Source organism: Sulfitobacter sp. R18_1 (genome assembly GCF_017743915.1).
In the GTDB taxonomy this organism is placed as follows: Bacteria; Pseudomonadota; Alphaproteobacteria; order Rhodobacterales; family Rhodobacteraceae; genus Sulfitobacter; species Sulfitobacter faviae.
This window is the reverse complement of the sequence record NZ_JAGHRG010000002.1, coordinates 257,556-269,829: the sequence shown is the minus strand read 5'-3', so window position 1 is coordinate 269,829 and position 12,274 is coordinate 257,556. Positions and strand designations below refer to the sequence as shown.

Below are 12,274 nucleotides of genomic sequence, written 5' to 3'. Positions count from 1 at the left end.
GACATCCACCCCCACTGGCCGCAGCCTCGCGCCCTGCGCCGCGGTGCAGTAAAAAAATTATTGTTGACCCTCAACCTTTTTAATTTCACACAGCGAGACATGAAAAGGCTATACCCGGCATGAGATCGGGCCGCTGTTCACGGGGAGGGCGAATTTGCTGACTGCCAATGGCGACAGTGTATCGACGCTTGGCGCGCGTATGCGCAAGCAACGTCATCGTTTGTCCCTGACTTTGCAGCAGTTGGGCGAAGCCTCTGGCGTGTCCGTGGGCTATCTCAGCCAAGTCGAACGGGGCCGGGCCACGCCGTCGCTGGGCACCCTGTCGCAGATCGCCGTGGCGCTTCAGGTCGATGTCAGTTTTTTCATCCATACGCCAAAGACCCAAGACAGCTTGACCCGTGCGGCTGAGCGTCCGCGCTTTGCCGTTTCGGGCTCATCCATCGAATATGAGAAGATCGGCGCGGATTTCCCGGGCCATGAGCTGTCCTCCTACATCATGAACGTGCCGCCGGGCTATGCCTCGGAAGAGGTCGTGCATGAGGGGGAAGAGGTGATCTATATCCTTGAGGGAGAGATCGCGCAGGTCGTCGATGGGGGGGAGCATATCATGCGGCCCGGCGACAGCCTGCATTACCTCGGCAGCAGTCCGCATTCGTGGTCCAACAAGACCGACAGGCCCGCCCGCGTGCTTTGGGTGGGGCGGATGCAATATGAACAGGCCGCTGGCGCCAATAGAATACGTCCGAATGAAGGGGCAGTCGCCACCGCATTCGCGTCGTCTCGCCCGTAAGGGCGTATCACCTGCGGCGGATACCCCGCTGCCAAGAAACAAACCAACCAGGAGAGAGAATATTATGTCTTTTACAACGAAATTGGCCACCGGTGCCATGCTGGCGGCCCTTGGGGCCTCGGCGGTATCGGCCCAATCGCTGGTCTATTGCTCCGAAGGCTCGCCCGAGGGTTTTGACCCTGCGCTGTACACAGCCGGCACCACATTCGACGCTTCCAGCCACCCGATCTACAACCGTCTGGCCGAGTTCAAAGTCGGCACGACCGAAGTCGTGCCCGCGCTGGCCGAAAGCTGGGAAGTCAGCGAAGACGGCATGACCGTGACCTTCAAGCTGCGCAAAGGTGTGAAATTCCACTCCAACGACCAGTTCACGCCGACACGCGATTTCAACGCCGATGACGTGATCTTCAGCTTTGACCGTCAGGGCAACGAAGAAAACCCCTATCACACCGTCTCGGGCGGCACATGGGAATACTACGGCGGCATGTCCATGCCCGATCTGATCGAAAGCATCGAGAAGGTCGACGACTACACCGTGGCCTTCAACCTGACCCGTCCCGAAGCGCCCTTCATCGCGAATATGGCGATGGACTTCGCTTCGATCGTGTCCAAGGAATATGCTGACGCGATGATGGAAGCGGGCACACCTGAAATGGTGAACCAAGCGCCCATCGGCACAGGCCCGTTCCAGTTCCAAGCCTACCAGAAAGACGCGGTCATCCGTTACCTGCGTAACGACGAATACTGGGGTGACCCGGCCAAAGTCGAAAGCCTGATCTTCGCGATCACGCCTGACGCTTCGGTCCGCTACCAAAAGGTGCAGGCGGGTGAGTGCCACGTGACGGCATATCCGAACCCTGCCGATGTTCAGGCGATGAAAGACGCCGAAGACATTGTCGTGATGGAGCAAGAAGGCCTGAACGTCGGCTACTTGGCTTACAACACGCAGGTCGCGCCCTTCGACAACGCCAATGTCCGTAAGGCGCTGAACATGGCGATCGACAAGCAGGCGATCATCGATGTGGTGTTCCAGGGCTCCGGCGAAATCGCCAAGAACCCGCTGCCGCCGACCATGTGGTCCTACAACGACGCCATCGAAGACGACAACTATGACCCCGAGGCCGCCAAGGCGATGCTCGAGGAAGAGGGCGTCAGCGATCTGTCGATGAAGATCTGGGCGATGCCGGTGCAGCGTCCCTACAACCCCAACGCCCGCCGTATGGCCGAGCTGATGCAGGAAGACTTCTCCAAGGTTGGCGTCGATGTCGAAATCGTCTCCTACGAATGGGGTGAGTATCTGGAGCGTTCCAAGTCCAAGGACCGTGACGGTGCCGTGCTGCTGGGTTGGACCGGCGACAACGGTGACCCAGACAACTTCCTCGCGGTTCTGCTGGGCTGTGACGGTGTAGAGAAATCCAACCGCGCCCAGTGGTGCAACGAGGAATTCGACGCGCTGATCCAGAAAGCCAAGGTTCTGCCGACCCAAGAAGAGCGTGCGCCGCTTTACGAAGAAGCGCAGGAAATCTTCAAAGACCAAGCGCCTTGGGCCACCATCGCGCATTCGGTCGTCTATATGACCATGCGCCCCGAAGTTGAAAACTATGTCGTGCACCCGCTGGGTGGCCACATCTTCAACCAAGTTGGCCTGAAGCAGTAACCCTGCCGCTTTGACCAAAGGGGGCGGCATCATGTGCCGTCCCCATTTTATTAACCTCGCCAGCCCGAAAGCCAGCCCATGTCTCCTTCGCTGAATGATCGCCTGTCGGCCTATGCCGATATCGCCGCCGACCTATCGGTCGATGCCGTGGCGCTGGTGCCCGGCCCGAATTTCACCCGCGCCGCCGACCATGCCTTTATGAGCCACGAACGCCCCTTCGTTCTGGTGATCCCCGCCCGCGGCCCCGCCGCCGCTTTGGTGCCGAACCTTGAACTGGGCAGTTGGGAGTTGGTCGGTTTCGACGGGGCCGTTTTCGATTGGCGCGATCAGACGGGCTATGACGATGCCTTCGCCGCGCTGATGCAACATTTGAACATCACCTCGCTCGCCGTTGAAGGCCAAGTGATGCGCGTCTTCGTGCATCACGCGCTGAAGAAAGCGCAGCCCGATCTGCGGATCATCGACGCCGAGCGCGAAATCTCCGCCCCCCGCATGATCAAGACCGAGGCCGAGGTCGCGGCCCTGCAAAAAGCCATCGACATTTCCGAACGCGCCCTGCGCGCCACGCTGGATAGCGTGAAGCTCGGCCAGACCGAGAAAGAGATCGAGCAGAAGCTGGTGCAGATGGTCTTTGCCGAAGGGGCCGACGATCTGTCCTTCGCCCCCATCGTCGCCGCCGGTGACGGCTCGGCCCGCCCGCATGCCAAGGCGCGTGAGGATTACCATGTCAAAGCAGGCGATGCGCTGCTGATCGACTTCGGCGCGCGCAAGGACGGCTTTGCCGCCGACATCACCCGCACCGTTTTCCTTGCCCATGTCAGCGACGAGGGGCGCGCGGTGTACGACACTGTGCTGCGCGCCAACCTTGCCGGGCTGGAGGCCACCCGCGCAGGCGTCACCGCGCATGAGATCGACGATATGGTGACCGGCGTGCTCGAAGCCTCGCCCTACGCCGACCGCATCCGCACCAAGACCGGCCACGGCCTTGGCCGCGATGTGCATGAAGCGCCCTATATCATGCGCGGCAACCACATGACTTTACCCGCCGGAACGGTGTACACCAACGAACCCGGTCTCTATGAGATCGGCAACTTTGGGGTGCGCATCGAAGATGACGTGCTGATCACCGAAGATGGCTACAAATCCCTGACCAACTTTCCGAAGGAACTGATGGTGCTCCCGTGCTGAAATATGTCTTGTCGCGCCTTGCGACCTTCATCCCCACATTTATCGGCGTCACGCTGATATCATTCGCCTTCATCCGCTTGCTGCCCGGCGACCCGATCGTCGTCATGGCCGGTGAGCGCGGCATTTCCGAAGAACGCTATCTCGAACTGCAACAGCAGTTCGGCTTTGACCGGCCGATCTATGTGCAGTTCTGGGATTACTTCACCGGCGTGATACAGGGAGATTTGGGCACGTCCTTCGTGACCAAACGCCCGGTCTGGGATGAGTTCTTCTCGCTTTTCCCCGCCACGCTGGAGCTGTCGCTCTGCGCGATGATCTTCGCCGTGGCCTTGGGCCTGCCCGCAGGGGTGATCGCGGCGGTGAACCGGGGCAAGTTCTTTGACCGGGCGCTGATGTCGACCGCGCTGGTGGGCTATTCGATGCCGATCTTCTGGTGGGCCTTGCTGCTGATCATCGTCTTTTCCGGCAACTTGGGCTGGACCCCGGTCTCGGGCCGGATCGATCTTCTTTACTATTTCCCCAATGCCACCGGCTTCATGCTGATCGACAGCATTGCCTCCGGGCAGGACGGTGCCTTCCTCTCGGCGCTGCGGCACCTTCTGCTGCCGACCATCGTGCTGGGCACCATCCCGCTGGCGGTGATCGCGCGGCAGACCCGTTCGGCCATGCTTGAGGTGCTGGGCGAGGATTACATCCGCACCGCCCGCGCCAAGGGCATGTCGACGGGCCGGATCAACGGCATCCACGCGCTGCGCAATGCGCTTATCCCCGTCATCACCGTGATCGGCCTCTCGGTCGGCACGCTGCTGGCGGGCGCCATCCTGACCGAGACCATCTTTAGCTGGCCGGGCATCGGCAAGTGGATGGTCGATAGCATCTTCCGCCGTGATTACCCGGTGGTTCAGGGTGGCCTACTGCTCATCGCCGTCATGGTCATGGTCGTGAACCTTACCGTCGACATGCTCTACGGCATCATCAACCCCAAGATCAGGAAACGCTAATGGACGACGCACTCTCTGCCGAAGCCGAAATGGTGCACGACCGCCCCGGCCGCTTGCGCGAATTCTGGTTCTATTTCCGTGAAAACCGCGGGGCCGTGATCGGCCTGTGGATCTTTGCCATCTTCGCCGTGCTGGCGCTCTTCGGCCCGTGGATCGCCCCACATGACGCGACCGAGCAGTTCCGCTCGGCCATTCTGCAACCGCCCGCGTGGCAAGAGGGGGGGACGTGGAACCACATCCTCGGCACCGACCCTCTGGGCCGGGACATGCTCTCGCGGCTGATCGTCGGCGCGCGCTATTCCTTCTTCGTGGGCATCGTGGTGGTGACCATCGCCGCCTCGGGTGGGATCATCATCGGCCTCATCTCGGGCTTCGCGCCCAAATGGGTCGATACGATCATCATGCGGATCATGGATATCATCTTGGCCTTCCCGTCGCTCTTGCTGGCTTTGGTGCTGGTGGCGATCCTCGGGCCATCACTGACCAACGCAATGATCGCGATCGCCATCGTGTTGCAGCCGCATTACGTCCGCCTGACCCGCGCCAGCGTGATCTCAGAGCGGCAGAAGGACTATGTCACCTCGGCCCGCGTCGTTGGCGCCAGCACGCTGCGGCTGATGGTCGTGACCGTGCTGCCGAACTGCCTTGCGCCGATCATCGTGCAGGCCGCGCTGTCCTTCTCGACCGCGATCCTCGACGCCGCCGCCTTGGGCTTCCTCGGCATGGGCGCACAGCCGCCGACCCCTGAATGGGGCACCATGCTGGCCGAAGCGCGCGAGTTCATCCTGCGCGCATGGTGGGTCGTGACCTTCCCGGGTCTTGCGATCCTCGTCACCGTGCTGGCGATCAACCTCATGGGCGACGGTCTGCGCGACGCCCTCGATCCGAAACTGAAGCGGAGCTGATTGATGTCACTATTGCGTATCCGCAACCTCTCGGTTGACTTCGCCACCGCCTCGGGCAAGTTCCGCGCCGTGGACAGCGTCGATCAGGATGTCGACACTGGCGAGATTCTCGCCATTGTCGGTGAAAGTGGCTCGGGCAAGTCGGTCTCGATGCTGGCGCTGATGGGGCTGCTGCCTTGGACCGCCACCGTCACCGCCGATGAACTGACCTTCGACGGCCACGACCTGCTGACAATGGACAAACGCGCCCGGCGCCAGATCGTCGGCAATGATCTGGCGATGATCTTTCAAGAGCCGATGTCCTCGCTCAATCCCTGTTTCCCGGTGGGCTGGCAGATCAAGGAATCGCTGCGCGTGCACCTCGGCCTGAACCGGGCCGAGCGGCACAAGCGGGCGATTGAACTGTTCGAACAGGTCGGCATTCCGGACCCGGAAAAGCGCCTTTCGGTCTTCCCGCACCAGATGTCGGGCGGCATGAACCAGCGCGTGATGATCGCCATGGCGATTGCCTGCAAGCCGAAGCTTTTGATCGCGGATGAGCCGACGACCGCCCTCGACGTGACCATTCAGGCGCAGATCCTCGACCTGCTGACCTCGCTGCGCGACGAGACCGGGATGGGGCTGGTGCTGATCACCCATGACATGGGCGTGGTGGCCGAAACCGCCGAGCGCGTGAGCGTGCAATATGCCGGTCAGAAGATCGAGGAGCAGCAGGTGCTGCCACTCTTCCGCGAACCGCACCATCCCTATACGGCGGCGCTGCTGGACGCGCTGCCCGAGCGCGCGACCGAGAAACGCCTGCCGACGATCCCCGGCGTGGTGCCGGGTCAGTTTGACCGGCCTGCGGGCTGCCTCTTCTCGCCGCGCTGCAAGTTTGCCAACGACAAGTGCCGCGCCGAGAACCCGCCGCCCTTGGGCGAGGAACTGGGCAAGGCGCGTTGCTTCTATCCGCTCAACACCAATGAAAGGGCCGTGTCATGACTGCCCCCGTAATGACCGCCGACGCGCTGCAGCGTCACTATCAGGTTGGTGGCGGCTTCCTGCGCAAGACCCAGACATTGAAGGCCGTGGCCGGCCTCGATTTCGAACTGCACCCCGGCAAGACGCTGGCCGTGGTGGGCGAGAGCGGTTGCGGCAAGTCGACGCTGGCGCGCATGGTCACGATGATCGAAGAGCCGACCGCAGGCTCGCTGACACTCGATGGCAAGCCGGTGCGGCCCGAGGATTGGGCCGACCTGCGCCAGCATGTGCAGATCGTCTTCCAAGACCCCTATGGCTCGCTTAACCCACGCCAGCAGATCGGCACGATCCTGCAGGAGCCGCTGGTCATCAACCGCAAGGACATGTCCAAGAAAGAGCGCGAGGAGAAGGCACGCGAGATGCTGCGTCTGGTCGGTTTGCGGCCCGAGCATTACGACCGCTACCCGCATATGTTCTCGGGCGGGCAGCGCCAGCGCATCGCGGTGGCCCGGGCGCTGATGCTCGACCCCAAGGTGCTGGTGCTGGACGAGCCGGTCTCCGCGCTCGACCTGTCGATCCAATCGGCGATCCTGAACCTGCTGGTGGACCTGCAGGAGAAGATGGATCTGGCCTATCTCTTCATCAGCCACGACCTGTCGGTCGTGCGCCATGTGGCCGATGACGTGATCGTCATGTACCTTGGCCGCGCGGTGGAGAAGGGGCCGAAGGACGAGGTTTTCGACAATCCGCGCCATCCCTATACGGCGGCCCTTCTGTCGGCCACGCCGCGGGCCGACCCCGAGGGCGGTAAGGAGCGGATCAAGCTGCAGGGCGAGTTGCCCTCGCCGCTGGCGATCCCCGAGGGCTGCCCCTTCGCGCCGCGCTGTTGGAAAGTGCAGGATGTTTGCCGCAAGGAGCGCCCCCCGTTGGAGGGCGCACCGCATCCGGCAGCTTGCTACTTCCCCATCGACGAATGAGGCGGGCGCGGGTGGCTCAGACCACCTGCGCCACCACCCCGATGCAATCGCCCATCTTGACCAGCCCCGGCACATGCCGGGCGGTCAGGATGCCGCTAAGCTGCGCATGGGCGAGGATCGCTGGTTGACCGCTGCGGTCACTGGGCCAGAGGCGGGCGATGGGCTGGCCTTCGGTCACCGCGTTACCCAGATCGACCAGCGGCTCCAACAGGGCCGTGGTCTCGCTAAAGGTGAAGCAGCGCCCGTCGGGCATGTCGAGCATCACGCTTTCGGCCACCTCCGGCTCCCCTTGCAGAATGCCCGCATGGATCAGCAGGTTGCGCGCGCCTTTGCGGGCGACGGCGATGCTCTTGGCTGTCGACGTCCCAGCCCCGCCGAGTTCGGTGGTGACAAAGACCTTACCCTGCTCCTCGACCTCGGTGTCGAACATGCCGCGGTTGTCGATCTCTAGCATCTTCATGGAGTAGGGGGCGTTGAACGCCTCCATTGCGGCCATGCAGGCGGCCTCCTGCCGCTTGTCGGGCAGGATATGCGCGGCGGCGAAGGGCAGGAAATCCAGCGTGCGCCCGCCAGAGTGGTAATCCAGCACGATATCGGCCAGCGGCACCAGTTCGGTGGCGATGTAATGCGCGATCTTCTGGGTCACCGTGCCGCCCGGGTTGCCCGGAAAGCTGCGGTTCATATTGCCGCCGTCGATGGGCGAGCAGCGGCGGCCTGCGGCGAAGGCGGGTTGGTTCATCATCGGCAGGATGATGACGCGACCGGTGACCTGCGCCGGATCCAGCGCGGCGGCCAGTTCCTGCAAGGCAATCGGACCTTCGTATTCATCGCCGTGGTTGCCGCCGGTGAGCAGCGCCGTGGGGCCGTCGCCGCCATTGATGACGGTGATGGGGATCATCACGGACCCCCAAGCGCTGTCGTCGCGGCTGTAGGGCAGGCGCAGGAAACCGTGATGCGCGCCGGGTTGGTCGAGCGGGATGGTCGGGGTGATGGGATTGCTGGTCATGCGGAAACAAACAACTTTCGCGGTGTGGTGCAGAAACATTCATGGCCGGTCTCGGTGATGCGGATCGGCTCGGTGATCTCAAGCCCGCCATCGTCAAGCCAAAGCGCGGGCATGAAATGGAAGGTCATGCCGGGCTCTAGGATCGTCTTGTCGCCACGGCGGAAAGAGATGGTGCGCTCCCCCCAGTCCGGCGGGTAGCTGATGCCGATGGCATAGCCGCAGCGGCTGTCCTTCTCGAATCCTGCCTTGTTCAGCGTGGCGTTAAAGGCATTGGCGATATCCTCGGCCCGGTTGCCGGGTTTGGCCTGTTCGAGACCTGCGTCAATCGCATCCAGCACGGCGCTTTCGGCGTCGCGGTATTTTTGCGGCACATCGCCAAAGAACAGCGTGCGCGACTGGGGGCATTGGTAGCGCCGATGCGCGCCTGCGATCTCAAAGAAGGTCGCCTCGTTGGGCTGCATGGGCCGGTCGTCCCATGTCAGATGCGGGGCGGTGGCGTCCATGCCCGAGGGGGCCATGGGCACGATGGCGGGATAGTCCCCCCAGAACCCCTGTGCGCCGCGAATGCCGGTGGCATAGATTTCGGCCACCAGATCGTTTTTGCGCATGCCGGGCACGGCGACTTCGAGGATGCGGACGTGCATTTCCTCGACGATGCGCGCAGCGCGTTCCATATATTCGATCTCGCGCTCGGATTTCACCGCGCGTTCCCAGTTCACCAACGCCGTAGCATCCATAAAAGTCGCTTTGGGCAGCTTGGTTTTCAGCGTGTCATGGGCGCGGGCGGAGTAATAGTAGTTGTCCATCTCGACGCCGATGCGCGCCTGTTCCAACCCCATCTCGCTCAAGAGGGCCGAGAGGTCTTCCATCGGGTGTTTTTCGGGGTTCTGGACGTAGGTATCGTCATAGCCGCGAATGCAGTCGTCCTCCATGAAGACCGTCCGCCGGGCGCCGAGCGCGTCCATGCCGCGGCCCCACCAGACCGGCTCGCCCTCATGGGGCAGGATCACCGCTTGGTAAACATAGAAGGACCAACCGTCATAGCCCGAGAGCCACGACATGTTCGACGGATCGCTGACGACGATGGCATCGAGATTGCGCGCGGCCATGGTCTTGCGCGTTCGGTCGACCCGGCGCTGGTACTCGCTGTTTGTAAAATTCGCCTCATAAGTGGTCATAGGCCAGCCCCTTTCATGTCTGGTTACCCGAATGTTGCGATCCGGCCAGAGGGGCCGGGATCACGGAATGATGCCTTGTGCATGGGCGCTTGGCATGTCGCAGTCGAACAGACGGCCATAGCCATCGGGGCGGCCAGAAAGCCCGCCCATCCGTTGCAACGCCCAGCACAGCGCTTGGTTAGAGGTCACGACGGGCTTGCCCAGCCGTGCTTCGATCCGGTCGATCACGTCAACGCCGCGCAGTGAGGTGCAGGAGAGGAAAAATGCCTCTACTTCCGCGCCATCCAGCGCAGCGGCGCCGTTTATGATGCTTTCGTCGTCGATCCGCGCCATGTCGCGATCGTCTTCCAATGCGAAGGCCCCGTTGCGCATGACCTCTAGCCCCTGATCGTTGAAATAGGTGGCCAGCGGCGCGGCGGTTTCCGGCAGATAGGGGGTCAGCATCGCCACCCGCGTCACGCCAAGGGCGGCAAAGCCTGCGATGGCGGCAGAGGCGGGGGTGATGACGGGCACGCCGGGCAGCCCCTCGCCAATCGCCTCGCGCACGGCCGGGTTGCCGATGGCGACCGAGGCCGAGGTGCAGCAAAAAGCGATGGCCGACAGCTGGATACCCGGCACCAAGAGCGCCGCGGTGCGGGCCATATCGGGGGTCATGGCGCGCAGCCGTTCGGGGGTGGTGGGGTTCTCAAAGGCGATCCGCGCCACATGCAGCGCGGCCTGCGCCGGGTCGATCAGCCGCGCGGCGTCGCGTTCAAAGGTCATGTCGGTCGACAGCAGCATCGCCCCCAGCCGCACGGGGTCATCTTCACGCAAACGGCAATCAAGCGTCTCGCTTTGCACAGGGGGTGTCACCTGAATATTCCTTTGACCTAGACGACAAGCACGGGGCATTTCGCGAGCCCCGTAACCTTGTGAGAGACCGAACCCAAGAGATAGCTGTCGCCCGTGGCCCCAAGGCCACGCGAGCCGATGACGATCAGGTCAACCTCATGTTTCTTGGCGAATTCCGTCACCGCCCGCGCGGGGCGGCCAGAGCGGACGAAGGCGCGGACATTCTCGACGCCCGCGTCTTTCATCAATTGCTTGCCGTGGGTGATAATCTCGGTCGCATGGGCCTGCATGGCATCGTCGATATTGCCCGGATCGTTCACCCGCACCATCGAGAGCGACGCCTCCAGCATCGAATGATGCCGGTAGATCGTCAAAAGCGTCACTTTCGCCCCGGTCAGTTTGGCCATCTCTGCCGCTTTCATCAGCGCGCGGTCGGCATTCACCGAGCCGTCATAGGGGGCGAGGATATGAGTGAACATGACGCTCTCCTCTTATTTCGCAAAGGCCAGATCGCGCAGGAACAGGGCGATCTGCGGGAAGAAGATCAGGGCAACCGAGACACTCAGCAGCATGATGATGAAGGGCGGGGTGCCGCGGATGACCTCCATATAGGGCCGTTTGAAGACCGCGATGGCGGTGAAGATGTCACAACCGAAGGGCGGCGTGGCCGAGCCGATGGCGACTTGCAGCGTGATCACGGTGCCGACCAGCACTGGGTCAAGGCCGACCGAGTCCACCACCGGTGCGAAGATCGGCACGAAGACGAGGATCACGACGATGGGGTCCACGAACATACAGCCGATGAAGAAGGCCGCCGAGATCACGAAGAGCACGCCAATCGGCCCCATGCTGTCGATCCCGATGCCGGTCAGCACTGCTTGGGGGATCTGCGCGAAGGAGATCACCCAAGAGAAAGCCGCGCCCGCCGCGACGAGGATGAAGACCACGGCTGTGATCAGGCCCGTCGACTTGGCGGTTTCATAGATGCCTGCGAAGTCGATTTCCCGAAAGACGATCATCTCAAGGAAAATGGCATAGAGCACGCAGGCAGCCGCCGCTTCGGTCGGGGAGAAGACGCCGCCGTAGATGCCGCCGATGATGATCGCGGGGAAGCCCAGCGGCCAAAGCGCTTGTCGTACCGCGCGGGCACGCTCGCCCCATGTCGCTTTCTCTTCGGTGGGGACGTTGTGGCGGTAGGCGTAGATCACGGAATAGACCGAGAAGAGCGCGAGGATCAGCAGACCTGGCCCGATGCCTGCGATGAAGAGTTCGGCAATCGACGTGTTAGAGACGACGCCGTAGATGATCATCCCGATGGAGGGCGGAATCAGGAAGGCGATGTCGGAGGAGTTCACGATCAGCGCCAGCACGAAACTGTCTTTGTAGCCCGCCTTGAGCATCCGGGGCCGCAGCGGGGAGCCAACGGCGACGACCGTCGCCTGTGTGGAGCCCGAGACCGCGCCGAACATGGTGCAGGCCGCGGCGGTGGCGACCGCGAGACCGCCCTTCATATGGCCGACGAAGGACATCACCATATCGATCAGCCGCCCGGCGGATTGGCCCCGTGTCATGATGTCGGCGGCAAAGATGAACATCGGCACGGCGATCAGCGAGGCGGGTCTGACCCCCGCCATCATCTGCTGCACCATCGTCTCAAGCTGGCCGAAACCGCCGAAGAGCGAATAGAAACCGACGAAAGCCCCCACGATCAGCGGGATCATCATGGGAAAGCCGAGCAGCAGCAGAACGACCATGACAGAGAAAATGGTGACGGCCATGGC

Annotated in this window: 12 protein-coding genes; 7 read left to right on the top strand and 5 right to left on the bottom strand. The window is 62.6% G+C overall.

Translation table 11 applies throughout. From position 1 onward, the window contains the following. Positions 1-154: 154 nt before the first annotated feature. From J7392_RS06540 to J7392_RS06510, 7 genes are all read left to right on the top strand, one after another. Positions 155-790 carry an XRE family transcriptional regulator gene (locus J7392_RS06540; protein ID WP_331618826.1) on the top strand — a complete coding sequence of 212 codons (636 nt, stop codon included), beginning with the start codon at positions 155-157 and terminating at the stop codon, positions 788-790. A gap of 64 nt (positions 791-854) precedes the next feature. Continuing rightward, positions 855-2,447 (top strand): ABC transporter substrate-binding protein, encoded by a 1,593-nt coding sequence (locus J7392_RS06535; protein WP_209216801.1) that lies wholly within the window; start codon positions 855-857, stop codon positions 2,445-2,447. 78 nt (positions 2,448-2,525) lie between these two features. Continuing rightward, entirely contained in the window at positions 2,526-3,635 is a 1,110-nt protein-coding gene (locus J7392_RS06530) for a Xaa-Pro peptidase family protein (RefSeq protein WP_209216799.1), read from the top strand. Beyond that, entirely contained in the window at positions 3,629-4,636 is a 1,008-nt protein-coding gene (locus J7392_RS06525) for an ABC transporter permease subunit (RefSeq protein ID WP_209216797.1), read from the top strand. Before J7392_RS06530 ends, J7392_RS06525 begins: the two co-directional genes overlap by 7 nt. Further along, positions 4,636-5,541: an ABC transporter permease subunit gene (locus J7392_RS06520; protein ID WP_067262561.1), complete on the top strand. Its 906-nt coding sequence runs from the start codon at positions 4,636-4,638 to the stop codon at positions 5,539-5,541. The genes J7392_RS06525 and J7392_RS06520 overlap by 1 nt, the downstream gene beginning before the upstream one ends. A gap of 3 nt (positions 5,542-5,544) precedes the next feature. After that, entirely contained in the window at positions 5,545-6,522 is a 978-nt protein-coding gene (locus tag J7392_RS06515) for an ABC transporter ATP-binding protein (RefSeq protein ID WP_209216796.1), read from the top strand. Continuing rightward, positions 6,519-7,478, top strand: coding sequence for a dipeptide ABC transporter ATP-binding protein (locus J7392_RS06510; protein ID WP_209216794.1), 960 nt, complete (start codon positions 6,519-6,521; stop codon positions 7,476-7,478). The genes J7392_RS06515 and J7392_RS06510 overlap by 4 nt, the downstream gene beginning before the upstream one ends. Before the next feature lie 16 nt (positions 7,479-7,494). On the opposite strand, the gene doeB is transcribed toward J7392_RS06510, so the two are convergent. From doeB to J7392_RS06485, 5 genes are read right to left on the bottom strand one after another with little or no spacing between them, the layout of a single operon-like run. After that, positions 7,495-8,484: a N(2)-acetyl-L-2,4-diaminobutanoate deacetylase DoeB gene (gene doeB / locus J7392_RS06505; protein WP_209216792.1), complete on the bottom strand. Its 990-nt coding sequence runs from the start codon at positions 8,482-8,484 to the stop codon at positions 7,495-7,497. Beyond that, positions 8,481-9,662, bottom strand: coding sequence for an ectoine hydrolase DoeA (doeA, locus tag J7392_RS06500; RefSeq protein ID WP_209216790.1), 1,182 nt, complete (start codon positions 9,660-9,662; stop codon positions 8,481-8,483). Before doeA ends, doeB begins: the two co-directional genes overlap by 4 nt. 60 nt (positions 9,663-9,722) lie before the next feature. Continuing rightward, positions 9,723-10,514, bottom strand: a complete 792-nt coding sequence (locus J7392_RS06495; RefSeq protein WP_067262551.1) for an aspartate/glutamate racemase family protein — start codon at positions 10,512-10,514, stop codon at positions 9,723-9,725. Positions 10,515-10,531: 17 nt separating this feature from the next. Next, positions 10,532-10,972, bottom strand: a complete 441-nt coding sequence (locus J7392_RS06490) for a universal stress protein (RefSeq protein WP_067262549.1) — start codon at positions 10,970-10,972, stop codon at positions 10,532-10,534. Positions 10,973-10,984: 12 nt separating this feature from the next. Beyond that, entirely contained in the window at positions 10,985-12,271 is a 1,287-nt protein-coding gene (locus J7392_RS06485; RefSeq protein WP_209216788.1) for a TRAP transporter large permease, read from the bottom strand. Positions 12,272-12,274 lie beyond the last annotated feature (3 nt).